Source organism: Solwaraspora sp. WMMD1047, assembly GCF_029626155.1.
Taxonomy (GTDB): Bacteria; Actinomycetota; Actinomycetes; order Mycobacteriales; family Micromonosporaceae; genus WMMD1047.
The window spans coordinates 3,799,745-3,823,140 of the sequence record NZ_JARUBL010000001.1 but is presented as its reverse complement, the minus strand read 5'-3'; the positions used below and the strand labels follow the sequence as shown (position 1 = coordinate 3,823,140).

At 73.8% G+C, this 23,396-nt stretch carries 19 protein-coding genes; 10 read left to right on the top strand and 9 right to left on the bottom strand.

From position 1 onward, the window contains the following. Positions 1–8 precede the first annotated feature (8 nt). From O7627_RS17340 to O7627_RS17330, 3 genes are read right to left on the bottom strand one after another with little or no spacing between them, the layout of a single operon-like run. Positions 9–659 carry a hypothetical protein gene (locus O7627_RS17340; RefSeq protein WP_278094562.1) on the bottom strand — a complete coding sequence of 217 codons (651 nt, stop codon included), beginning with the start codon at positions 657–659 and terminating at the stop codon, positions 9–11. After that, positions 656–2,527, bottom strand: coding sequence for a dynamin family protein (locus O7627_RS17335; RefSeq protein ID WP_278094561.1), 1,872 nt, complete (start codon positions 2,525–2,527; stop codon positions 656–658). Before O7627_RS17335 ends, O7627_RS17340 begins: the two co-directional genes overlap by 4 nt. Continuing rightward, positions 2,524–4,047: a dynamin family protein gene (locus O7627_RS17330; protein WP_278094560.1), complete on the bottom strand. Its 1,524-nt coding sequence runs from the start codon at positions 4,045–4,047 to the stop codon at positions 2,524–2,526. Before O7627_RS17330 ends, O7627_RS17335 begins: the two co-directional genes overlap by 4 nt. Before the next feature lie 206 nt (positions 4,048–4,253). Here O7627_RS17330 and O7627_RS17325 point away from each other — a divergent pair, with 206 nt between their 5' ends. Beyond that, entirely contained in the window at positions 4,254–6,959 is a 2,706-nt protein-coding gene (locus O7627_RS17325; protein ID WP_278094559.1) for a LuxR C-terminal-related transcriptional regulator, read from the top strand. Positions 6,960–7,074: 115 nt separating this feature from the next. Then, on the top strand, positions 7,075–7,611 hold the full coding sequence (locus O7627_RS17320; protein WP_278094558.1) for a LuxR family transcriptional regulator: 537 nt from the start codon (positions 7,075–7,077) through the stop codon (positions 7,609–7,611). Between the two features lie 130 nt (positions 7,612–7,741). Here the strand turns inward: O7627_RS17320 and O7627_RS17315 are convergent, their stop codons facing one another. Next, the gene (locus O7627_RS17315; RefSeq protein WP_278094557.1) at positions 7,742–8,515 is read right to left on the bottom strand and encodes a lysophospholipid acyltransferase family protein; all 774 of its coding nucleotides are present in this window, start codon (positions 8,513–8,515) and stop codon (positions 7,742–7,744) included. Between the two features lie 147 nt (positions 8,516–8,662). Here O7627_RS17315 and O7627_RS17310 point away from each other — a divergent pair, with 147 nt between their 5' ends. Further along, entirely contained in the window at positions 8,663–10,075 is a 1,413-nt protein-coding gene (locus O7627_RS17310) for a cytochrome ubiquinol oxidase subunit I (RefSeq protein ID WP_278094556.1), read from the top strand. A gap of 24 nt (positions 10,076–10,099) precedes the next feature. Beyond that, the gene (gene cydB, locus O7627_RS17305) at positions 10,100–11,098 is read left to right on the top strand and encodes a cytochrome d ubiquinol oxidase subunit II (protein ID WP_278094555.1); all 999 of its coding nucleotides are present in this window, start codon (positions 10,100–10,102) and stop codon (positions 11,096–11,098) included. A gap of 140 nt (positions 11,099–11,238) precedes the next feature. Here cydB and O7627_RS17300 read toward each other — a convergent pair whose 3' ends face one another. Then, positions 11,239–12,714 (bottom strand): glycine hydroxymethyltransferase, encoded by a 1,476-nt coding sequence (locus tag O7627_RS17300; RefSeq protein WP_278094554.1) that lies wholly within the window; start codon positions 12,712–12,714, stop codon positions 11,239–11,241. Positions 12,715–12,911: 197 nt separating this feature from the next. Further along, complete coding sequence (locus O7627_RS17295; protein ID WP_278094553.1) at positions 12,912–13,616, bottom strand: hypothetical protein; 705 nt, start codon at positions 13,614–13,616, stop codon at positions 12,912–12,914. A gap of 147 nt (positions 13,617–13,763) precedes the next feature. Here O7627_RS17295 and O7627_RS17290 point away from each other — a divergent pair, with 147 nt between their 5' ends. The 4 genes from O7627_RS17290 (at position 13,764) to O7627_RS17275 (ending at position 17,862) form a co-directional block, all read left to right on the top strand. Continuing rightward, positions 13,764–14,495, top strand: a complete 732-nt coding sequence (locus tag O7627_RS17290; protein ID WP_278094552.1) for an SDR family oxidoreductase — start codon at positions 13,764–13,766, stop codon at positions 14,493–14,495. An 83-nt stretch (positions 14,496–14,578) separates the two neighbouring features. Then, entirely contained in the window at positions 14,579–15,022 is a 444-nt protein-coding gene (locus tag O7627_RS17285) for a helix-turn-helix transcriptional regulator (protein ID WP_278094551.1), read from the top strand. Between the two features lie 10 nt (positions 15,023–15,032). Next, entirely contained in the window at positions 15,033–15,443 is a 411-nt protein-coding gene (locus O7627_RS17280; RefSeq protein WP_278094550.1) for a VOC family protein, read from the top strand. Positions 15,444–15,468: 25 nt separating this feature from the next. Further along, positions 15,469–17,862, top strand: coding sequence for an excinuclease ABC subunit UvrA (locus O7627_RS17275; protein WP_278094549.1), 2,394 nt, complete (start codon positions 15,469–15,471; stop codon positions 17,860–17,862). 37 nt (positions 17,863–17,899) lie between these two features. Here O7627_RS17275 and O7627_RS17270 read toward each other — a convergent pair whose 3' ends face one another. Further along, positions 17,900–18,571, bottom strand: coding sequence for an NAD(P)-binding domain-containing protein (locus O7627_RS17270; protein ID WP_278094548.1), 672 nt, complete (start codon positions 18,569–18,571; stop codon positions 17,900–17,902). A gap of 78 nt (positions 18,572–18,649) precedes the next feature. Between O7627_RS17270 and O7627_RS17265 the strand changes: the two genes are divergently transcribed. Both O7627_RS17265 and O7627_RS17260 read left to right on the top strand, forming a co-directional pair. Further along, entirely contained in the window at positions 18,650–19,627 is a 978-nt protein-coding gene (locus O7627_RS17265) for an AraC family transcriptional regulator (RefSeq protein WP_278094547.1), read from the top strand. 394 nt (positions 19,628–20,021) lie between these two features. Continuing rightward, on the top strand, positions 20,022–21,035 hold the full coding sequence (locus tag O7627_RS17260) for a tyrosine-type recombinase/integrase (RefSeq protein WP_278094546.1): 1,014 nt from the start codon (positions 20,022–20,024) through the stop codon (positions 21,033–21,035). Positions 21,036–21,081: 46 nt separating this feature from the next. On the opposite strand, the gene O7627_RS17255 is transcribed toward O7627_RS17260, so the two are convergent. Then, positions 21,082–22,215, bottom strand: coding sequence for a lytic polysaccharide monooxygenase (locus O7627_RS17255; protein WP_278094545.1), 1,134 nt, complete (start codon positions 22,213–22,215; stop codon positions 21,082–21,084). A gap of 225 nt (positions 22,216–22,440) precedes the next feature. After that, the gene (locus O7627_RS17250; RefSeq protein WP_278094544.1) at positions 22,441–23,220 is read right to left on the bottom strand and encodes an endonuclease/exonuclease/phosphatase family protein; all 780 of its coding nucleotides are present in this window, start codon (positions 23,218–23,220) and stop codon (positions 22,441–22,443) included. Between the last annotated feature and the right edge of the window lie 176 nt (positions 23,221–23,396).

Here is a 23,396-nt window from a genome sequence, read left to right as displayed (position 1 = left end):
TCCCGGGGTCAGGGCTGCCGCCGGGGATCCCAGAACCGGGCCAGGGTGCTGGTGGCCGGGTCGTCGGAGGCGGCGAGTGCCTGCCATGGGTCGACGTCCGGGGGTAGCTCTTCGCTGGCGTACTCGGCGAGGTCGGCCGGCGGGGGCGCACCGGCCGGTGCCGCGGGCGGCTCGGCGTAGCCGGCTTCGCCGAGGGTGGCGGGGTCGGTCCAGGGGAAACCGTCGACCGGCTCCGGTAGCGGGCCGATGTCCAGCGGGTCCGGGAATCCCGGCTGGGGCCAGGTGTCCGCGTCGGCGTACGGGGCGAGATCCGGGTCCGCGCCGACCGGCGCCTCGGTGGAGCCGGCCGCTGCCGCGTCGGCGGACTCCGCCCCGTCCGGGGGCTCCGATCCGTCCGCGGGACCGGGGAAGGCTGCGGCCGGCTGGTCGGCGAATGGTTCGTCGGGGCCATCGGCGAATCCGCCGTACCCGAACGGGCCGTCGGACCCGGCGTCGTCGTCGGGTCCGGCGTCGTCAGCGGGGCCGAGGTCCGCGAAGTCCTCGACCGGGTAGTCGCCGTACCCGGGGTCGGCGGGGTCCGCCGGCCCCGACAGGTCGGCGGTGTCCCGGTCGTCGTACTCGGCGTCGTCGCCCGGCCAGTCGTCCCAGTGGTCGGTCACCCGGTTCCCTCCTGCCCGGTCCCGGCCGGCGCGGGGGAGAGCACCCGGGCCCGGATGAGAACCTCGTCGACCTGTTTGATCCTGCCCCGCAGGGTCTCCCGCTCCGCCTGCAGCGCGGCGCGCCGCCGGGCCCGGCTGGCCTTGTCCTCGGCGACCGCCTTGTCGATCTCGGCGAGGTGTTCGTCGAGTTGCCGCAGCCGCCGCTCGATCGCGTCGTCAAGCGCCAGGGTCAGGGCGTACTGCAGGTCGGTGAAGCGGTGGGTGATCTCGTCGCCGAGGGTGGCGCGTGCCTCACCGAGCACCTCCCGCAGCCAGACCCGGGCCTGCTGCCGGTCGGTCTGCACCCGGCGGCGGTGCAGGATGAAACCGCCGGCGGCCAGGCCCAGGCCGAGCCCGGCGAACGGGATCAGCAGTCCACCGCCGATCAGCGCGCCGGCGCCCAGCGCGGACGCGCCGGCCATCGCGCCCCGGCCGGCCATGAACGCCACCCCGCCGGCGGAGACGGCGATCATCATGCTGTCGGGTCCGCCGCCCTCGCGGCGGGGTCGGCTGGTCAGCGCGTGCCGCAGGGTGGCGTTGAGCCGGCCGAGCACGAACTGCAGCTCATGCGGCGGGAACACCTGCGCCAGGGTACGTTCGCCCACCTTGCGGAACCGGAACTCCAGGTCCTGGGAGAGCCGTACGGACAGCGCCTGCAGGCCCCGGTCGAGCTCCTGCGGCAGCGCCTTGAGCTCGTCGCCGCGGCCGTTGTCGATCCGGCCCAGGAAGTCCTCCTGCAGGGCGGTCAGGTAGCCGCGCAGCCGGCCGGTCGCCTCGACCCGGGCCCGCTGGGTTTCGGTGTTCAACGCCAGTGACCACTGCCGCGACTCGGTGCGCTTGCGGGCCGCCAGCGCCGCCCGGTCGGCGCGGACCCGGACCGCCTCGGCCGGGTCCGGGTCGGCGGCGGTCAGCCGCTCGCCGACGGTGAGGTCCAGCCGGACCAGTTCGCTGCGCAGCGCCCGCAGCACGTTCGCCTGCCGCAGCAGGTGCCCGCGGCCGGCCAGGTCGATCAGGGCGTGCTGCAGGTCGGCGACGCGGGACTCGCGGGCGAACTCGGCGGCGGCCGCCGGGGTGGTCAGCGCCAGCTCGGCGAGCCGGGCCGACACCGGGAACCAGGCCGCGGCGCCGAACCGGGGAGCGTGCGCCTGCAGCTGGGCCCGGTTGGCGGCGAGGATCTCCCGCCAACCCGGATAGGCGTCGATCTTGGACAGCGCGAACACCACCACGTTGACCCGCTTGCTGGCCTCGATCAGGAAGTCCAGTTCCGGGCGGGTGAACGGCGAGGAAGCGTCGACGACGAACAGCAGGGCGGCGGCGTGCCCGGCCGCGTCGAGGGCGATCTCGGTGTGCGCCGGGTCGAGGCCACCGGTGCCGGGCGTGTCGACCAGCCGCAGGTAGCGCAGCAGCGGCGCCGAATGGGTCACCTCGATGCGCCGGGGTGGGCGCTGCCCCTGCGGCAGCCGCCCCAGCCGGGTCCCCCAGTCGCGCAGGTCGGCCAGCTCCAGCGGGATCGGGTCGTCGCGGTCGGGCAGCCAGGCGCGGGCGCCGTGCGCGGCGCCGTGGCCGAACTCCAGGTAGCTGGCGGTGGTGACCGCGGTGTCCACCGGTGACAGGTCCGGCACCCCGACGAGCGCGTTGACAAGTGAACTCTTGCCGCGTTTGGTCTCGCCGACGACCACCACCGACGGCGCGGTCACCTCGCGGCGGCGGGCCGCGTCCAGCTCACCGGCGGCGTCGGGGTCGACCTTGCGCAGGAACCCCAGCGTGCTGTCCACGGCACCGGTGAGCAGCTTCGCCAGGGCCGCGTCGGAGGGCGCCCCGGCGGTCATGCCGCGGCCCCGGTGCCGTCGCCGCGCAGCCGCTGGGCCAGCAGGTAGAACCCCCGGTGGGCGACCTGCGCGACCCGGGCCTGCGACGGGCTCGCGCCGGCCACCGCGAAGACCCGCCACCGGGTGGCGGCGGCCAGTGCCGCGTCCCGCAGCTGCGGCGGTTCGCCCGCCGGCAGGCCGAGGATCCACCGGGCGTCGTCGGCCAACGCCAGCCGGATCAGCTCCTGCTCCAGCTCGGCGGGCAGCTCCACGGCGCCGGCGCTGACCTGCTGGGCGGCCTCCAGCAGCCGCAGCCGGTGGTAGTCGGGCTGTTGCAGCAGCCGCTCGATCGCGTCGCGCAGCACCTCCCGGTCCGCCGCCCGCTCGGTGTGGCCGGCGGTCTTGTCCAGGCTGGACAACGCCCAGCCGGCCTTGATGGCGTCGGTGCGCCAGCGGAACGCCTGGTCGAGGGTCTGCCGCAGGCGGGGGAAGCCGGAGGCGAGGAAGAGCAGCCGGACCAGCTCACCGCTGGACAGGTCCGGTCGGGCGGCGAACTGGGCGATGGCGAAGCCGATGCCGTACAGGTCCAGCAGCCGCAGCAGCCGCTCCCGCTGCGCGGCCGGGACCGGGCACTCCCGGGAGGTGAACAGGTCCACCGACGCCAGCAGCACCACCCGCTGCGCGTGCGGCAGCCGGGCCAGCACCCGCAGCGCCTCACAGTCGGCCGCGGTCAGCCGGCCGGCCTCGGTCGTCTCGGCGAGCAGACCCACCGTCGGCACCACCTCCGAGACCACCCGCCGCAGCACCCGGGCCTGGTCGGCGGCGAGTGGTCCCACCACCGGCCACGGGTCGGCCACCCCGCCGACCAGCTTGTCGACCTTGTTGAACAGGCCGAGCGAGTTGATCGGGTTGCCGGCCAGCCGCGCCGACACCGACCGGAACGCCTCCAACGCCTGCAGGTCGTCGTCGCGTACCGACTGGGTGAAGACGTAGATGATCGCCTCGGCGCCGGCGATCGCGTTGGCCGAGTCGTCGTCGATGTCGTCGTCGAACGGCCCGGACCCGTCCTCGAACAGGAACTGTCTGGCCCCGGCGCTGACCGAGGTGTTCGTCGAGGCCAGCCCCGGGGTGTCCAGCACCGTCAGGTCGCGCAGGTGGTCGCTGGTGAGGGTCACGTCGACGTAGGCGATCTCCGAGCGGGGCACGCCGAGCCGCTGCGGGATCATGCCGGCGGTGTCCAGCGGCAGGCTGGCCCGGCCACCGTCGCGGCGGATCACGTCGACCCGGTCGGCGGTGCCGTACCGGAACTGGGTGACGATCCGGGTGCACTCGCCGACCTCGGTCGGCGCGACCCGCCGACCGATGAGCGCGTTGACAAGTGTCGACTTTCCGGCTTTCAGCCGGCCGGCGATCGCCACCCGCAGCGGTTCGTCGAGGCGCCGCCGCACGGCGGACACCTGATTTCGCGCCTGCGGGCCGAGCCGGCCGCCGACCTCGTCGCAGAGGGCGGCCACCCGGGCACTCAGCGGACCAGGTCCCATGATTGGTCAGCCGGCGTCGACATCGGCGACAATGGCGGGGAACCGCTGCTGGTGCGCGTTCATCTGGTCGGGCGTCCCTCCGGGCGGCGGCCGGGGTGAGCGCCCCGGCCGGACTTCACACATTACGAATATCCTGCCGGCGCAGGATCCCATGTTCGTGCCACGGTCTCACGGGTCGGTGGCGGTGAGTTCAGGCGGGAGGACGGTTGCGGCATGCGACGGGCGGTGACCTGGCACCGCCTCCGGTCGACCCGGCGGTCCGGTCCGGCAGCGACCCCACGGCCGGCGGGAACGCCGTGACCGACGCCGACGCCTCAGCCGGCGGTGATGTGCTCGACCGGGTGGTGGCCGAGGCGTCGGCGCTGCTGGCCCGCCCGGGGCTGGTGGTGGTGCACGGCGGTCCCGGCTGTGGCCGCAGCACCGTGCTGCGACGCCTGGGCGCGGCGTTCCGCGGTCCGGTCTTCACCGGCGGCGGCCTGGCCAGCCTGCAGACCATGCCCGCGTTCGCGCTGACCCGCGCGGTGCGGGCGCGGCTGCCGGTGCAGGATCCGGCGCTGCTGGCCGAGGCGGTGCGGTCCCGGGTCCGCGGCGGTCTGCTGCTCCTTGACGACCTGCAGTGGGCCGACCCGGCCACCGTCGCGGCGTTGACCGCGCTGCTGCCGCACTGCCGGATCGCGGCCGCGTTGCGGACCCCGAACCGGCTGCCCACCGCGGCGGTCGCCGCGCTGCGGGCCGGCGCGGCCGGCTGGCTGCCCGTGCCGCCGCTGGACCGGGCCGGCGCCACCGCGTTGGCCGCCGCGGCGGCCCCGACGCTCGACCCGGCCACGCTGGCCGAGGTGGTGCGCCACGGCGGCGGCGTGCCGCTGGCGGTGACGGCGCTGGCCCGGCACGCCGCCGGCAGCAGGTCCGGCGCGGGCGCCGCAGCGGGCGGTCGGCACGACGTCGACCAGGTCGGGTACGCGGTGGCCGTGGCGCTGGCGGACCTGAGCCGGCCGGCCCGCACCGCGCTGGCCGCGCTCGGGCTGCTCGGCCGCCCCGCCCCGGCCGCCCTGCTCGGCGCGGGCGTCGACGAACTCGCCGCCGCGGGCCTGGTGACGAACGCGCCGGCCACCGTCGCGGTCCCGGGCGTCGCGCCGACCGGTGACGCGGCCGCCGGCGCGGCCACGGGTGTCCGGCCGGTTGACGGCACGTCCGCGCCGGACGTCGCGCCGGTCTCGCCGTACCTGGCGGAGGTGGCCGCCGGGCTGCTCGACGAGCCGGGCCGCCGGGCGCTGCACCGGCGGCTGGCCGCGCTGGTGCCGGCCGGGGAGGCGGCCCGGCACCTGGCCGCGGCGGGGGCGCCCGAGGAGGCGTACCGGCTGGCGGTGGCCGCGGCCGAACGGGCCGCAACCACCGGGGACCGCGCCGACCTGCTGCTGCTGGCCTGCGGGCTGCCGGGCGTGGACCCGCCGGAGACGGTCCGGGTGGACGCCGGCCGCGCCGCGCTGGCCTGCGGCCGGTCCGCCGCGGCGGCCCGCGCGCTGGCCGGCGTCACCGGCCCGGCCGGCACCGTGTTGCGGGCCGAGGCGTTGCTGCACGCCGGTGACCTGCCGGCGGCACGCGCCGCGGCGGAAGCGGTGCCGGCCGACGTGCCGGACGAGGTGGCCGCCGGGCGGGACCGGGTGTTGCTGCTGGCCCGGCTGGCGCAGGACCCGGCGGCGGCCGGGCGCGCCGCCGCCGAAATCACCGCCCGGCACGGCCGCACCCCGCCGCACCCGGGGCTGCGGGCCGCGCTCGCCGCGGTGGCCGCCGCCGTCCGCGAGCCGGGGTGGGAGTACGCCCTGGCGTCGGCGGCCGGGGCGGCCGGTGCCGACGACCCGCTCGCCGCCCGCTGGAGCGCCTGGTTGCTGGTGGAGACCCTGGCCGCCGACGGCCGGCTGGCCGAGGCCGAGCGCAGCGCCAGGTCCGCCGCCCAGGCGTGCGCGGCGGACCTGGCCTACAGCTGGCAGGTGCGTTTCGTGGCCGCCGGGCTGTGGTGCGCGGCCTTGCGCGGCGACCCCACCGCCGGCGGCCCCACCACCGGCGGGGAGCCGCCGGCTGACCCGCCGCCCGCCGACCCCGGCGAGGTGCTGCGTCGCGCCGGTGACCTGACCGACCGCACCCTGCCGGCGGCGGCGCGTGGCTACGCGGTGGCCGCCGTCAGCCTGGTCGAGGCCGACGGCGGGCTGCTGGGTCCGGCCCGGGCCCGGCTGTCCGGGCTGGACGCCGGCCCGGTGGCCGCCCTGCTGGACTGGGTCCGCCGGGAGGCGGCCTGGCTGGACGGCCAGCCGGACCGGGCCGCCCGCGCGGCGGTACCGGGCGGTCCGCCGCTTGTCGACGGGCTCGGCCGGATCACCGCCCGGTGGGCGCGCCACGACGGCGCCGACCCACCCGCGGACCCGGCCGGCGTCCCGGCCTGGCCGCAGCCGGTGCGCGCCACCCTCGCCGCCTGGGCCGACGCGGACGGCGCGGCGGTGCGGTTCACCGACGCGGCAGCGGCCTGGCGGCCGGTGGCGGTGCGGGAACAGGTCCGCTGCCTGCTGGCGGCGGGACTGCACGAACCGGACCGCGACCGGGCGGTGCCCGCGCTGCTGGCGGCCGAGCGGTTGGCCGAGCGGGCCGGGCTGGTGGTGCTGCTGGGCCGGGTACGGCGGGCCCTGCGCCGGCACGCGGTGCGCCGCGACGGCACGCCAACGCGCACCGGTGGCGACCTGACCGGCCGGGAACGCGACGTGCTGCGCCTGGTCGCCGGGGGTGAGCCGACCCGCCGTATCGCCGGGCGGCTGGGCATCTCCGTCGAGACGGTCGAGACCCATGTGCGGTCGGGGATGCGCAAGCTGGGGGCGCGGACCCGCACCGAGGCGGCCGCGCTCGCGCTGGCCGGACCGGGGTGACCCGGCGCCGGGTGGCGGGGCGGGCAGCCGCGGGGTGGGGGCGCGCCGGTCCGGGGTGACCGCGGGCGGGGCGCGGGAGAATGGCCGGGGGGAGTGGGGATGAACGGGGGACCGGATGAGTGACGAACCGCCCCGCTATGTGGTGCCGACGGCGGGCGACGCGACGGCGGTGCTGCGCCGGCTGACCCGGGCGGGCTGGTTGAGCCGGGAAGGGTTCGCGTTGGCCGAGAGCGGCTGGGACGTCAGCGCGGCCCGGGTGGTGCTCTTCGGCCGGGTCGCCGACGCCGACACGGTCCGGCTGGCGGTGCTCGCCTCGGTGCGGGGGGCGGGCGTGGTGGCGATCACGGATGTCACCGAGGATCACGGCCGAGCGCTGGTGGCCGACCTGGAGCGGCTCGGGGCGGTGCAGCTGGATCCGGACGCCGAGCCGGCGGTCGACCCGGTCGAGGCGGCCGGGCGGCTGGTGCCCGAGCAGCGGGCCCTGCTGGAGCGGCTGGCCAACGGGGAGACCATCGCGGCCGCCGCGGCGGCGGAGTTCCTGTCGTTGCGCACGGCCAACCGGCGGATCGCCCAGGCCCGGGCGGCGCTCGGTGTCGGCACCACCCGGGAGGCCGTGCTGGCCTACCTGCGCCAGCGTCCACCACCCCGCTGACCAGCACTCGTCGGCGCGGCGACCCGGACCGTGGACCCCGCTGTCCGCACCGGGCGGTCCTGCCGGCTGCGTCGCGGCGGATTTTTCCAGCGTGCGTCCTGTCCTGGCGGGCGCCGCGCCGGGTCCGGCGTCAGGGCAGGCTGCGGTGCGGGCGTCCGCCGTCGAGGGGGCGGCTGGGGTCGACGTGCCGGGGGCGGTCCGGCTCGTCGGGGCGCAGCGGCGCCAGGGTGGCGGTCAGCGCGTCGATCACCCGGGCGGTGGCCCGTACCGCGGCGCCCGGGGTGGCCGGGTCGACCGCGGTCAGGTCGACCGGCGGGCCGAAGCGCACCTGGATCACCGGGCGGCGGCGCAGCGACCGGGCCAGTCCGCGTAGCGCGCCCCGGGGGGCGCTGTAGGGGAGTACCTCGTGTGCGCCCCACTGGGCGACCGGGACGACGGCGGCGCCGGTGGCGAAGGCGAGCCGGGCCACTCCGGTCTTGCCGCGTTCCGGCCACATGCCGGGGTCCAGGCCGATCCGGCCCTCCGGGTAGAGCAGCACCACCGAGCCGGCCACCGCGTCGGCGGCCACCCGCAACGCCTCGCCGACGGTGGCGGTGCGTCGGTCGACGCGGATGTGGCCGCTGTGCCGCATCGCGGCGCCGATCACCGGGGCGCGGAACAGGCCGCCGGTGGCCATGATCCGGGGGGTGATGCCGCGGACCTGGCAGGCGGCGACCAGCACCACCGGGTCGAACGGGCTGATGTGGTTGGCGGCCAGGATCAGCGGGCCGTGCCGCAGCGCGTCGGGAACGTCGCCGGTGACCCGCAGCCGGGCCAGCGGGGCGACCACGGCGCGGGCGAGCAGTTGCGCGGCCCGCCACAGCAGCGGCGCCCGCCACCGGGCGCCGCCCGGTGGCGCGGTCAACGCCGCCCCGCAGAGGGGCCGTTCGGCCCGGGACCAGGGTGACGGACGACTCTGCGCCGGCCGCTACGACCCGGAGTAGTATCTACTACCGGCCGTCGTAGAAGTTGCCGTTGTCGCGGCGACCGGCCGGGAACCGGGGAGGGATCCGTGGACGCGCTCGACGTCGCCCGCTGGCAATTCGGTGTCACCACCGTCTACCACTTCCTCTTCGTACCACTGACCATCGGGCTGTCCCTGCTCGTCGCCGTCCTGCAGACCCGCTGGCACCGCACCGGCGACGAACGCTATCTCAAACTCACCAAGTTCTACGGCAAGCTCTTCCTGATCAACTTCGCGATGGGGATCGTCACCGGCATCGTGCAGGAATTCCAGTTCGGCATGAACTGGAGCGACTACTCCCGCTTCGTCGGCGACATCTTCGGCGCCCCACTGGCCATCGAAGCCCTCGTCGCGTTCTTCCTCGAATCCACCTTCCTCGGACTGTGGATCTTCGGCTGGGACCGGCTGCCCCGCCGCATCCACCTCGCCACCATCTGGGCCGCCGCGCTGGGCTCCGCCCTGAGCGCCTACTTCATCCTGGCCGCCAACTCCTGGATGCAGAACCCCGTCGGCTACCGGATCAACCCCGACAGCGGCCGGGCCGAACTCACCGACATCGGTGCCGTGCTCACCAACAAGGTCGCCCTGGTCACCTTCCCCCACACCATCGCCGGCTGCTTCCTCGTCGCCGGCTCCCTGATGGTCGCCGTCGCCCTGTGGCACCTCATCCGCCACCCCGACGGCCCCGACACCGCCGCCTTCCGCACCGCCACCCGCCTCGGCGCCTGGGTCACCCTGGTCGCCGCCGCCGCCGTCGTGATCAGCGGCGACATCCAGAGCAAGATCATGACCCAGGTGCAGCCGATGAAGATGGCCGCCGCCGAAGCCCTCTACGACACCGAGGCACCCGCCTCGTTCTCCGTGCTCACCATCGGCAGCCTCGACGGCAGCCGGGAACTGTACGCCCTCAAGATCCCCTACCTGCTGTCGTTCCTGAGCACCGGCGACCCCGAGGGCACCGTCCGCGGCATCAACGACCTGCAGACCCAGTACGCCACCCAGTACGGCCCCGGCAGCTACACCCCGATCATCCCGGTCACCTACTGGAGCTTCCGCCTCATGATCGGCCTCGGCCTGGCCGCCGCCGCCATCGCCGTCTGGGCACTGTGGGCGCAGCGCCGCGGCCGCACCCCCACCTCCCGCTGGCTGCTGCGCGCCGGCCTGCTCATGCCCCTGCTGCCACTGGCCGCCAACTGCTTCGGCTGGATCTTCACCGAGATGGGCCGGCAACCCTGGATCGTCTTCGGCGAGATGCTCACCCGCGACGGCGTCTCCCGCAGCGTCTCGCTCACCGAGGTCCTCACCAGCTTCACCGCCTTCACCCTCGTCTACGCCACCCTCGCCGTCATCGAGGTCAAACTGCTGATCCGCTACGCCCGCGCCGGCCTGCCCGACGTCACCCCCGACCCCGAACCCGACGACCACAGCGACGACGACCGCCCCCTCGCCTTCGCCTACTGACGACTACCGACCCGGAGCCTCCCCGTGGAACTGACCACCGTCTGGTTTCTGCTCATCGCCGTGCTGTTCACCGGCTACTTCATCCTCGAAGGCTTCGACTTCGGCGTCGGCATCCTGCTGCCCGTCCTCGGCCGCACCGACCGGGAACGCCGCGTCCTGATCAACACCATCGGACCCGTCTGGGACGGCAACGAGGTCTGGCTCATCACCGCCGGCGGCGCCATGTTCGCCGCCTTCCCCGAGTGGTACGCCACCCTCTTCTCCGGCTTCTACCTGCCGCTGCTGCTCATCCTCATCGCCCTGATCCTGCGCGGCGTCGCCTTCGAATACCGCCACAAGCGCCCCGAACCCGGCTGGAAGGCCCGTTGGGACGCCGCCATCGTCGCCGGCTCACTCGTGCCGGCGATCCTGTGGGGCGTCGCCTTCGCCAACATCCTGCACGGGGTGCCGCTGGCCGCCGACCACGAGTACACCGGCGGCCTGCTCGACCTGCTCAACCCGTACGCGATCCTCGGCGGCGTCACCACCGCGGCGTTGTTCGTCACCCACGGCGCCGTCTTCCTCGCCCTCAAGACCACCGGCGAGATCCGCGAACGCGCCGGCCGGCTCGCCGTGCGCACCGGCCTGGCGGCCGCCGTCGCCGCCGTCGTGTTCCTGTCCTGGACGCTCACCATCCGCAACACCCCGACCGCCGTCGCCCTCGCCGTGGTCGCGTCCGGCGCGCTGGTCGCCGGTCTGGCCGCCGCCCGGGTACGCCGGGAGGGCTGGGCCTTCGCCGGCACCGCCGCCGCCATCGGCCTGACCGTCGCCACCCTGTTCGCCGCGCTGTTCCCGAACGTGCTGCCGTCCACGGGCGACCTGGCCGGCACCCTCACCGTCACCAACGCAGCCTCCACCGGCTACACCCTCACCCTGATGACCTGGGTGGCGGCGATCTTCACGCCGATCGTCCTGGCCTACCAGGGCTGGACCTACTGGGTCTTCCGCAAACGCATCGGCACCGCCAACATCCCACCCAACTGACCGCGCCGACTCTAATGATCACGAAGGATCAGGGTGCCGGAATGCACCCTGATCCTTCGTGATCACCAACGGCACCGCGTCAGCGCGGCGCCACCCGCGGTCGGACCACCACCCGCGGCAGCGACCGACCGCCGCACGCGTCAGCCCAGGTCCACCGACGGGTACAGCGGGTGCCCCGACAGCAGCTCCGACGCCCGCCGCGACACCTCGTCGGCCACCTTCTCCTCCAGCACGTACCGCGCCTTCGACGCCGACCCGTCCGGCCCGACACCGGCGGTGGTCTGCGACAACACCGTGTGCATCAGCTCCGCGACCTCGTCCATCTCGGCCACCCCCAGCCCGCGGGTCGTCAACGCGGGCGTGCCCACCCGGATCCCCGAGGTGTACCAGGCCCCGTTCGGGTCCCGCGGCACCGCGTTGCGGTTGGTGACGATCCCCGCGTCCAGCAGCGCCGACTCCGCCTGCCGCCCGGTCAACCCGTATCCGGCCACGTCCAGCAGCACCAGGTGGTTGTCCGTCCCGCCGGTCACCAGGGTCGCGCCGCGGCGCAGCAGCCCGTCGGCGAGCGCCACCGCGTTGTCCACCACCCGCCGCGCGTAGTCGCCGAACTCCGGCCGCCGCGCCTCCGCCAACGCCACCGCCTTGGCCGCCATCACGTGCGGCAACGGCCCGCCGAGCACCATCGGACAACCCCGGTCCACCTGCTCGGCCAGCTCCGGCTGGCACAGCACCATCCCACCGCGCGGCCCGCGCAGCGACTTGTGCGTCGTGGTGGTCACGATGTGCGCGTGCGGCACCGGATCGAAGTCCCCGGTCAGCACCTTGCCCGCCACCAGCCCCGCGAAGTGCGCCATGTCCACCAGGAACGTCGCGCCCACCTCGTCGGCGATCTCCCGCATGATCCGGAAGTTCACCAACCGCGGATACGCCGAGTAGCCCGCCACCAGGATCAACGGCCGGAACTCGCGGGCTGCCTCCCGCACTGCCGCGTAGTCCAGCAGCCCCGTCGCCGGGTCCGTGCCGTAGCTGCGCTGGTCGAACATCTTGCCGGAGATGTTCGGCCGGAACCCGTGCGTCAGGTGCCCACCGGCGTCCAGCGACATCCCCAGCATCCGCTGGTCACCCAGCTCCCGCCGCAGCACCGCCCAGTCCGCCTCGGTCAGGTCGTTGACGTGCCGCGCCGACAGCCGCCGCAACGTCGGCCCCTCCACCCGGTCGGCCAGCACCGCCCAGAACGCCACCAGGTTCGCGTCGATCCCCGAATGCGGCTGCACGTACGCGTGCGCCGCCCCGAACAGCTCCCGGGCGTGCTCGGCCGCCACCGACTCCACCGTGTCCACGTTGCGGCAACCGGCGTAGAACCGCCGCCCGACCGTGCCCTCGGCGTACTTGTCGCTGAACCAGTTGCCCATCGCCAACAGCACCGCCGGCGACGCGTAGTTCTCGCTGGCGATCAGCTTGAGCGACTCCCGCTGATCGGCCAGCTCGGCGCCGATCGCGTCGGCCACCCGCGGCTCCACGGCCCGCACCACGTCCAGCGCCCGCCGAAACGCCGCCGACTCGGCGCTGAGCTGGGAATCCGACGCATCGACAGCGCCACGGAAGGAATCAGACACGGAACCTCCAGGAGAAGACACGGGGGAGGCCCAGGCGCGCGGCACCACGTCACTCGACGAGGCCGCTCCCCGATGGTTCATCCCATCCCAGCACGCCAGTCACGGCCCGCCGCCGAGCCTACCAACCCGAACCCCACCACCGACGGCACGGCGCCCCGGACCGCCGTTCACATCCGACGGTGCCGGCCGCCCGCGGGTCAGCCCGCGTCGCGCAGCTCCGCCAACCGCGCCTCGATCTCCGCCAACTCGGCCCGCAGCTTCTCCGCCTGCTGCTCGGCCTCCGACCGCTCCGCCGCCATGATCTGCTCGACCGCCTCCCGCACCCCGGGCACGTCGATCAACCCGACCATCTTCAACGCCTCCACCGGCTTGATCACGTACGGCTTCGCCAGCGCCTTGCTGCCCTGGTTCGCCGCCACCGTCCACTCGCCGTCCGCGTACGCCAGGGTCACCGTCAGCCCGGCCGGCCCCTTGGGCCGGGCTGCCTTCGCCGGCCGCCGGCCCGATTTGGCCGGCGCCTCCGCCGCCGGGGCAGGGTCCACCGAGGTCACCGTCGTCTCCTCCCGCGGCGCCGGCACCGGCGACCGAGTGATCTTGAATTCGGGCTCCGGCGGCGCCGGCGCCTCCACCTTCGGCTCCGCCGGCCGCCGCGCCGCGCCCCGCGGCGGAACGGTCAGATCGGCGGGGGAGAAGGGCAGCTCGTCGCGGCCGAACCGCACCACCACCCACTCGTCGGACACCGCCGGATCGGTCAACCCGACCACCTGCCCGATCTGCCCGGCGATCTGCCCGGCCGACTCGGTGAACATCACCTTCGGCTTACGACCCGACGCCAACGTGTCCCGGATGCTCTGCAACTCGTCGGTGGTCAACCCTCGATCGGCGGTACGCGCGGCAGCCATCAGTTCCCTCTTCCGTACACCTGTTTGATTCCGCTCTTACTACCAGCCGGGCCCGACAACGTCGAGCCGGCACCCGGCGACCACCCGCCACCACCCCGGCGCGCCACGGTAGCGTGACCCGATCAAACGCAGCCCAGGGGAGGGCCGATGGCGCCGGTGACCGTGGTGACCGGCGGCAGCCGAGGAATCGGCGCCGCCACCGTCGCGCAACTCGCGACCGCCGGACACGACGTCGCCCTCTGCTACCGCCGCGACGAGGCCGCCGCACACGCCGTCCTGCGCCAACTGGAGGCCACCGGCCGGCGCGGCCTCGCCATCCGCGCCGACACCACCGACCCCGACGACGTCGACCGGCTCTTCGACACCACCGGCGACCAGCTCGGCCCGATCACCGGCCTGGTCAACAACGCCGGCGTGACCAGCCCGATCGGCCCGTTCATCGACCTCACCGACGACGACCTGCGCCAGGTCGTCGACGTCAACCTGATCGGCTACATCCGCTGCGCCCAACGGGCCGCCCGCCGGATGCCACCCGGCTCGGCCATCGTCAACGTCTCCTCGGCCGCCGCCACCCTCGGCGCCCCCGACGAATACATCCACTACGCCGCCGTCAAGGCCGCCACCGACGCGCTCACCGTCGGCCTGGCCAAGGAGCTCGGCCCCCGCGGCATCCGGGTCAACGCCGTGTCGCCCGGCCTGATCAACACCGACATCCACGCCAGCTCCGGCATGCCCGACCGCCCCCGCCGACTGGCGCCCCAGGTCCCGCTGGGCCGCCCCGGCGAACCCGACGAGGTCGCCGCCGCGATCGTCTGGCTGCTCGGCCCCGGCGCCTCCTACACCTCCGGCGCCATCATCCGCATCGCCGGCGGCCGCTGAACCCACCCCGCGGACCCCGACCCCGCGGACCCCAACCCCGCGGAACTGGGCAACCCCCGGTCCGACGTGGCACGATCGCGCAGGTGACCAGCAGACCCGCCGCCGCGCAGCACCTGCGCGACCTCGCCCGGCTGCGCCGCATCCGCGACCGCATCGACCGCGAGTACGCCCAGCCGCTGGACGTCGAGGCGCTCGCCCGCGGCGAGAACATGTCGGCCGGCCACCTCAGCCGCCAGTTCCGCCTCGCCTACGGCGAATCGCCCTACGGCTACCTGATGACCCGGCGCATCGAACGCGCGATGGCCCTGCTGCGCCGCGGCGACCTCAGCGTCACCGACGTCTGTTTCGCCGTCGGCTGCGCCTCGCTGGGCACCTTCAGCAGCCGCTTCACCGAACTCGTCGGCGTGCCGCCGAGCGTCTACCGCCGCCAGGCCGGGCGCGCCACCGCCGGCATGCCGTCCTGCGTGGCGAAACAGGTGACCAGACCGATCAGGAATCGAGAAGCCTCCGCCGCCGGCCGCGCCTAACGTGACTGCCATGGACATCAGCATTCACTCCAGCTACCTCCCGCAGGACGATCCCGACGCCGCGCTGGCCTTCTACCGCGACCTGCTCGGCTTCGAGGTCCGCAACGACGTCGGATACGGCGGCATGCGCTGGATCACCGTCGGCCCCACCGGCCAACCCGGCACCTCCATCGTGCTGCACCCACCCGCCGCCGACCCCGGCATCACCGACGACGAGCGCCGCACCATCGCCGAGATGATGGCCAAGGGCACCTACGCCGGCATCAACCTGGCCACCCCCGACCTCGACGACACCTTCGAGCAGCTGCAGGCCGGCAAGGCCGACATCGTCCAGGAGCCCACCGAGCAGCCGTACGGGATCCGCGACTGCGCCGTGCGCGACCCCGCCGGCAACATGATCCGCATCCAGGAACTGCGCTGACCGCACCACACCGATGGAGACCCCGATGAGCAGGGCCACGAAGACCGACACCCACCCGCCCACCTCGGCGGCCGCCGACAGCCACGACCTGATCCGGGTCCAGGGCGCCCGGGTGAACAACCTCAAGGACATCAGCATCGACATCCCGAAACGCCGGCTCACGGTCTTCACCGGCGTCTCCGGCTCCGGCAAGAGCTCCCTGGTCTTCGGCACCATCGCCGCCGAGTCACAACGGCTGATCAACGAGACCTACAGCACCTTCGTCCAGGGCTTCATGCCCACCCTGGCCCGGCCCGAGGTCGACGTCCTGGAAGGGCTGACGACCGCGATCATCGTAGACCAGCAACGGATGGGCGCCGACCCCCGCTCCACCGTCGGCACCGCCACCGACGCCAACGCGATGCTGCGGATCGTCTTCAGCCGACTCGGCAAACCGCACATCGGCTCACCCAGCGCCTACTCCTTCAACGTCGCCTCGGTCCGGGCCAGCGGCGCGATCACCGTCGACCGCGGCGCCGCCGCCAAGGCCACCAAGGTCACCTTCACCCGCACCGGCGGCATGTGCCCGAACTGCGAGGGCCGCGGCACGGTCTCCGACTTCGACCTCAGCCAGCTCTACGACGACAGCCTGTCGATCAGCGAGGGCGCCATCACCGTCCCCGGCTACAAGGCGGACAACGTCTGGACCGTGCAGACCTTCGCCCAGTCCGGCTTCATCGACCCCGACAAGCCGATCCGCCGGTACACCAAGAAGGAACTGCACGACTTCCTCTACAAGGAACCCGTCAAGATCAAAGTCAACGGCATCAACCTGACGTACGAAGGGCTCATCCCCAAGATCCAGAAATCCTTCCTGGCCAAGGACCGGGAAGCGATGCAACCCCACATCCGCGCCTTCGTCGACCGCGCCATCACCTTCACCGCCTGCCCCGAATGCGGCGGCACCCGGCTCAGCGAAGCAGCCCGCTCCTCGAAGATCAACGGCATCAACATCGCCGACGCCAGCGCCATGCAGATCACCGACCTCGCCGAATGGGTCCGCGACCTCAAGGAACCATCCGTGGCGCCGCTGCTGACCGCACTCGGCCACACCCTCGACTCATTCGTCGAGATCGGCCTCGGCTACCTCTCCCTCGACCGGCCCGCCGGCACCCTCTCCGGCGGCGAGGCCCAACGCACCAAGATGATCCGCCACCTCGGCTCCTCACTCACCGACGTCACCTACGTCTTCGACGAACCCACCATCGGCCTGCACCCGCACGACATCCAACGCATGAACAACCTGCTGCTGCGGCTGCGCAACAAGGGCAACACCGTCCTCGTCGTCGAACACAAACCCGAGACCATCGTCATCGCCGACCACGTCGTCGACCTCGGCCCCGGCGCCGGAACCGCCGGCGGCACCGTCTGCTTCGAAGGCACCGTCGACGGACTCCGCGCCAGCGACACCCTCACCGGCCGCCACTTCGACGACCGCGCCACCATCAAGGCCACCCCCCGCACCCCGACCGGCGCCCTGCAGATCCGCGGCGCCGACACCCACAACCTGCGCGACGTCGACGTCGACATCCCCCTCGGCGTACTCGTCGTCGTCACCGGCGTCGCCGGCTCCGGCAAGAGCTCCCTCGTCCACGGGTCGATCCCCGCCGACGCCGGCGTCGTCTCCGTCGACCAGACCCCGATCCGCGGCTCCCGCCGCAGCAACCCCGCCACCTACACCGGCCTGCTCGACCCCATCCGCAAGGCGTTCGCCAAGGCCAACGGCGTCAAACCCGCCCTGTTCAGCGCCAACTCCGAAGGCGCCTGCCCCAACTGCAACGGCGCCGGCGTCATCTACACCGACCTGGCGGTGATGGCCGGCGTCGCCACCACCTGCGAGGAGTGCGAAGGCCGGCGGTTCGAAGCCTCCGTGCTCGACCACCACCTCGGCGGCCGCGACATCAGCCAGGTGCTCGCCATGTCGGTCACCGAGGCGCGGGAGTTCTTCGGCGCCGGCGAGGCACGCACCCCGGCCGCCCACGCCATCCTCGACCGGCTCGCCGACGTCGGACTCGGCTATCTCAGCCTCGGCCAGCCCCTCACCACGCTCTCCGGCGGCGAGCGGCAGCGGCTCAAACTCGCCACCCACATGGCCGACAAGGGCGGCATCTACGTCCTCGACGAACCCACCACCGGACTGCACCTGGCCGACGTCGAACAGCTGCTCGGACTCCTCGACCGGCTCGTCGACGCCGGCAAGTCGGTCATCGTCGTCGAGCACCACCAGGCGGTCATGGCGCACGCCGACTGGATCATCGACCTCGGCCCCGGCGCCGGCCACGACGGCGGCCGGATCGTCTTCGAGGGCACCCCCGCCGACCTGGTGTCCACCCGCTCCACCCTCACCGGCGAACACCTCGCAACCTACGTGGGTGCCTGACCCGGCACCCGGCCGCGTAGGCGCCGGACCCGACCTGTCAGCTCACCTGGCGCAGGAGAGCGGCCAGATCGGCGGCGGAGGCCGGGCGGGCGGGGGCGGCGAACATCCCGTCCGGATCGAGGTAGGCGAGCTGGGCGGGGGAGCCGGGCGCGAACCGACGGCACTCGGCGAGCGGACCCACGTCGTACGCGTCGAAGCCGAGCGAGTCGATCAGGGTGGCGACCGCTGCCCTGGCCGGACCATGGTCGCCCGCGATCGGCACGGCGCTGCGGTCCGGTGCGCCGGCCGGCCGGGCGAGCTGCGGCAGGTGCCTGAAGAACACGGTGCTGAACGCCTTGACCACGTACGCGTCCCGCAGGTGGGCCTGCAACAGCAGCTGCGGCGCAGTGTCGCCGGCCTCGATCTCGGGGACGACGCCCTGCCGGGCCGGATCGTAGTTGAGCGTGTCGATGACGACCCGCCCGCGCAGCGGCCCGACCGGCACCTGCCGGTGGGCGCGGACCGGGATGGCCACCACCACCAGGTCACCGGCGAGGGCGGCCTCGGTGGTGGTGCCCGCACTGGCCCGCGCCCCCAACCCGGCCACCGCCTCCCGCAGGCTCTGCGGTCCGCGGCTGTTGCTCAGCACCACGTCGTGTCCGGCCGCGACGGCCAGGTGCGCGAGCGCGCCACCGATCCGCCCGCTGCCGATGAAACCGATCGTTGTCATGATCCAAATCTAAGGCGACCACACCGTACCCTCTATGCTTGAAAGTCTCTGTTTTGTTCGCGATCGTCCGGGGGCGCGATGGATCCGCTGAGCGAGGTACTCGCGCTGCTGAGGCCGCACGGCTACCTCACCGCAGGCTTCGACGCCGGTGGCGACTGGGCGCTGGAACTCGACGATCTGGCCGGCCGGATCAAGTGCTACGCGGTCGTCAAGGGCTCCTGCTGGCTGACGCTCGCCGGCCACCCGCCGGTTCCCGTTGCGGAGGGCGCCTGCTTCGTGCTTCCCACCGGCCGCACGGCCGTCATCGGCAGCGCACCGGACGTCGCACCGGCGCGCGCCTCCACGGTGCTCGACCCCGACCGCAGCGGCCAGGTCATCACCTACAACGGCGGCGGTGGCGTCTACCTGGTCGGCGCCCGCTTCGAGGCCGGCAGCCCGCACGTCGGGCTGCTGCTGCGGAACCTGCCGCCGCTGATGCTGGTCAGCACCTCCGACGACCGGGCCCGGCTGCGCTGGTCGATCGAGCTGATGATGGAGGAGTTCCGCGAGCCGCGTCCGGGCTCGGACCTGATCGCGCAACAGCTCGCGCACATGATGCTGGTCCAGGCCCTGCGCCTCTACCTGGCCGCGCCCGCCCACGACGACGTCGGCTGGTTCGCCGCGCTCGCCGACCCCCGCATGCACGCCGCGCTCGCCGCCATGCACGCCGACCCGGGCCGCTCCTGGACGGTGCGCGGCCTCGCCACCGTCGCGGGCATGTCCCGCTCCGCGTTCGCCGAGTGCTTCCGGACCCGCGCCGGCGAGACCCCGATCGCCTACCTGGCCCGCTGGCGGATGATGCTCGCCGCGGAGCGGCTCCAGCACGGCGACGACACCGTCGCCCGGATCGCCGGCTCCCTGGGCTACGAGTCCGAGCCCGCGTTCAACACCGCGTTCAAACGCATCATGGGTGTGCCGCCGCGCCGGTACGCCGGCCTTGTTCGCCAGAACGGCTCCCACCTGCCTGCCGGGAGGGTGGGCGACCCCTCCGAGCAGGACCCCGTACCGGTTCGATAATTGACATTATGTCAACTAGCTCGGCCGATGGGCGCCGAGGAGCGTGCGGTGGACTACACCGCTGTCATCCTCTCCGGAAGCCGCGCGCCTCGGCCTCCTCGCTGCGACGTGTCGACGGCGCCTCCGCGCCGACGCCGGATGCACCCCGGGTACGTCCCAGGTGGCCGGCTTCCACCCGGGAAACGGTCGTCGGTTCGGCGCCGGCGCTGTCTCCGGTCGTGTCCGCCTCCGCGCGGTGAGTCGGATCGTCGGACCTTGCCGTGGTGCCGCAGGTCGACGCCGCTGACGCCCCGCCCCCGATGCAGCCACCCCGGACCCGGGCACTCTCCCCTGATCCCAGTGTCCACATGAGACAGAATCATGCATAATATCCGTTATGCATGATTCGGGTGAAATGCCCCTACTCCCCCTCATCGCCGACTTCCTCGCCTCCCGGGCCACCCGCAAGCCGTCCCCGCACACCCTGGCGGCGTACCGGCGGGATCTGGTCGCCGTCGCGGTGCTGGTCGCCGGGCGTGATCCGGCGGCACTCCCCCGGTCGGGTCCGCTCCCGGCGCCTGATCCGCTCGCCGGGGTGTGCGTCGACGCCTTCACCGGCCGGGCGCTGCGGGCCGCGTTCGCCCGGTTCGCCGCCCCGCGGGCCGCGGCGTCGGTCCAGCGGGCCTGGTCGACCTGGAACAGCTTCTTCACGTTCCTGGTCGGTGAGGGCGTGGTGGCGGGCAACCCGATGCTGGCGGTGGCCAGACCGGCGAGCCAGGTTCCGTTGCCGAAGCCGCTGCGCGGTGAGCAGACCCCGGAGCGGCTGTTGGCCGCCGTTGCGGTGCCGGACGGGCGGCAGCGGGATCCGTGGCCGGAGCGGGATCTGGCGGTGCTGGGCCTGGCGCTCTGCGCCGGGTTGCGGCTGGCGGAGTTGCTCGCGCTGCGGACGGGTTCGGTGTCGGGTCGGCCCGGTGAGCGCCGGGTGGAGGTGGCGGGCAAGGGCGGCCGGGTCCGGATGATCCCGGTCGAGCCGGAGTTGGACGCGCTGGTGGAGGCCTATCTGGATTCCCGGCGGCGCCGGTTCGGGGCGCGGTCGGTCGAGGTGGGTGGCGCGTTGCTTGTCGACCGGTGGGGTGCGCCGCTGCGCCGCGGTGGTCTGCAGTATCTGGTGGAGTCGTGTTACCGGCGGGCGGGCGTCACCGACCGGGTGCCGCGGGGGGCGCGGTTGCACGCGCTGCGGCACACGTTCGCGACGCGGCTGGCCGAGGACGGGGCGAGCGCGTCGGAGATCATGCGGTTGTTGGGGCACGCGAGTCTGGCGTCGAGCCAGAACTACATCGAGGTCACGGCGGGCCAGCAGCGGGCGGCGATCCGGGCGAACCGCACGAACCGGGTGCTGGGCACGTTGCTCGGTGTGCCGGGTGGGTAGGCCGCCGGTGGGGCCGCGTGGCTGCGGCCCCACCGGCGCTCCGGGGTCAGGCGACGGCGCAGGTCAGGGCTGGTGCGGCGTTGGTGCCGGTCCAGGAGCCGATGAATCCGAAGGTGGTGCTGGCGCCGGCGGCGATGCTGCCGTTGTAGCCGACGTTGCGGGCGGTGGCGGTCGAGCCGCTGGTGGCGATGGTCGCCCCCCAGGCCTGGCTGATGCGTTGGCCGTTGGCGAAGGGCATGGTGACGGTCCAGCCGGTGATGGGCGATGCGCCGGCGGTGACCCGGACCTCGGCCTGGAAGCCACCGGACCATTGGCTGGTGATGGTGTAGCTGGCGGCGCAGCCGCCGGTGCCGGCGGGTGGCGTGGTCGGTGCCGGCGGGGTGGTCGGGGCGGGCGGCGTGGTGGCGGGCGGGGTCGTGGGTGCCGGCGGGGTGGTGACCGGTGGGGTGGTCGGGGTGGTGCCGCCGCCGGGGAAGATCACGTCGCTGCAGAAGTAGTAGGTCTGGTCGGAGTGGCTGGCCTTCCAGATGGTGTAGACCAGGTGGCGGCCGGTGCGGCCGGGGGCGCTGACGTTGATGGAGACGTTGACGCCGTTGAGGACCGGGTCGTTGGGGACCCTGGTGCCCTGGCCGGGTGGTACGACGCCGGTCTGGCTGACCAGTTCGAGGTCGCTCCAGCGGGGCGCGGTGGTGAGCGGGTTGAAGCCCTGCCGGGTGACGTAGATGCGGTGGTAGTCGGCGCCGTGCAGGGCCTGGTCGTGGACGGTGACGGTGAAGTTGTTGTTCACCTGGGTGGCCTGCCAGGCGCCGGGGGTGTCCATGGCGGCGTAGCGGTTGCCGTCGGTGCGGCCGGCGCTGCAGAGCTGTCCGTCGGGGACGTAGGCCTGGTGGTTGCCGCCGACGCCGTCGCGGTAGAGGCCGTTCCAGTTCCACATGCCGTTCGGGTCGTTCTGCCAGGCCTGGTGGCACATGGGGTCCTGGGTGGCCATTTCGGGGGCCTGGAAGTTGCCGCCCCAGCGTTTCCAGCAGCCGTAGTTGCGCGACGGTGGGTTGATGGCGGAGCCGTGTGCGTGGGCGGCGTCGGCGTTGATCAGTGCGGTGGTGAGCACGATCAGGCTCATGGTGGCGATGGCCAGGGCGCGCAGGGCGGCCGGGCGGTGGGTGCGTGCGGTCGATGACATTGTGGGCCCCCAGTGGGTGCGGAGAGGCGGCGCCGTCGCGGGCCCGTGGCGGTGGGTGGTCGGGCGTGCGCAGGCTGGGACGGGTGGCGTGCGGAGGGCTGCCCTCGGCCACTCCGGTGCCGGCCGGTTGGCTCCCACGACCGGTCCCGCAGTCAGAGATTGACATGGCTGGATCAGTGCTGTCAATAGTTTGGGGCTTAAACTAACAGCGGGTCGCGGTGCTGGTCAGGCCAGTTCCACCACGAGCGGCCGGTGGTCGGAGATGGTGGCCGGTGGCGCGTCGACGGCCACCACGGGGGGCAACGAGCCGCCGCCGCGGGGGTCGGCCAGGACGTGGTCGAGCTGCACGCGGGGCGCCTCGGCCGGATACGTCGGGCGCCGGCCGAGCACCTGCCAGCCGGAGACCAGCCGGGCCAGACCGCCCGGCATGTTGAGGTCGCCGAGCAGGATCCGGGGCGGTGGGAGGGTACGCAGCGCGCGGACCACCTGTCGCAGCTGGCGCAGGTTCCAGCCCGGTACGAAGGACAGGTGGGTGGCGGCGGCGGTGAGGGGGCCGTGCGGGGTGTCCAGGACGGCGGCGATGACCACCCGCGGTTCGTCGCGGAGCAGGATCAGCCCTCCGCCGGGGCCGGCGACCCAGACCGGTGACCGCACCGGCGTGCAGGGCAGCCGGGTGACATGCCAGGAGCGGACGGGATACCGGCTGACCAGGCCGACTCCGTAGCAGGGTTCGCCGTGTCCGTCGTCGTCGTGGGTCAGTGGGCGGAACCGCTCCCCGGGCGTGCCGACCATGGCGGCGGCGAACCGGTGGGCGGGGGCGCCGAGCGCGCGGGCGGCGATCGCGGTCTGGTCGAGCCGGCCACTGCGGGTCTGGTCGCGGTCGACCTCCTGCATGGCCAGGATGTCGGCGTCGAGTGCGGTGACGGCCGCGGTCAGGCGGGCCTCGTCGACCAGCCCGTCGTGGGGTGAGCGGCCGTGCAGCAGGTTGAAGGTCGCCAGGCGCATCCCTGCACCCTAAGGCCCGGCGGTGTGGCACAGTTGCCGCTGTGATCTTCAAGGCCCTGGTCTGTTCGGTGTTGCTGTTCGTGGCGTTGGGTGCCGTGGGGATCTGGATCCGCCGGCTCCGCGGCCGCTGACGGGCCGGTGTGGTCGGCGCCGGGCGGGAAGTGAGATCACCGCCA

Bases quoted from the DNA above. Each gene is read 5' to 3' on its own strand.
- O7627_RS17260 (WP_278094546.1), top strand. From the start codon at position 20,022: ATGCCCCTACTCCCCCTCATCGCCGACTTCCTCGCCTCCCGGGCCACC.
- O7627_RS17330 (WP_278094560.1), bottom strand. From the start codon at position 4,047: ATGGGACCTGGTCCGCTGAGTGCCCGGGTGGCCGCCCTCTGCGACGAG.
- O7627_RS17295 (WP_278094553.1), bottom strand. From the start codon at position 13,616: ATGGCTGCCGCGCGTACCGCCGATCGAGGGTTGACCACCGACGAGTTG.
- O7627_RS17335 (WP_278094561.1), bottom strand. From the start codon at position 2,527: ATGACCGCCGGGGCGCCCTCCGACGCGGCCCTGGCGAAGCTGCTCACC.
- O7627_RS17275 (WP_278094549.1), top strand. From the start codon at position 15,469: ATGAGCAGGGCCACGAAGACCGACACCCACCCGCCCACCTCGGCGGCC.
- O7627_RS17270 (WP_278094548.1), bottom strand. From the start codon at position 18,571: ATGACAACGATCGGTTTCATCGGCAGCGGGCGGATCGGTGGCGCGCTC.
- O7627_RS17280 (WP_278094550.1), top strand. From the start codon at position 15,033: ATGGACATCAGCATTCACTCCAGCTACCTCCCGCAGGACGATCCCGAC.
- O7627_RS17250 (WP_278094544.1), bottom strand. From the start codon at position 23,220: ATGCGCCTGGCGACCTTCAACCTGCTGCACGGCCGCTCACCCCACGAC.
- O7627_RS17265 (WP_278094547.1), top strand. From the start codon at position 18,650: ATGGATCCGCTGAGCGAGGTACTCGCGCTGCTGAGGCCGCACGGCTAC.
- O7627_RS17255 (WP_278094545.1), bottom strand. From the start codon at position 22,215: ATGTCATCGACCGCACGCACCCACCGCCCGGCCGCCCTGCGCGCCCTG.
- O7627_RS17290 (WP_278094552.1), top strand. From the start codon at position 13,764: ATGGCGCCGGTGACCGTGGTGACCGGCGGCAGCCGAGGAATCGGCGCC.
- O7627_RS17320 (WP_278094558.1), top strand. From the start codon at position 7,075: ATGAGTGACGAACCGCCCCGCTATGTGGTGCCGACGGCGGGCGACGCG.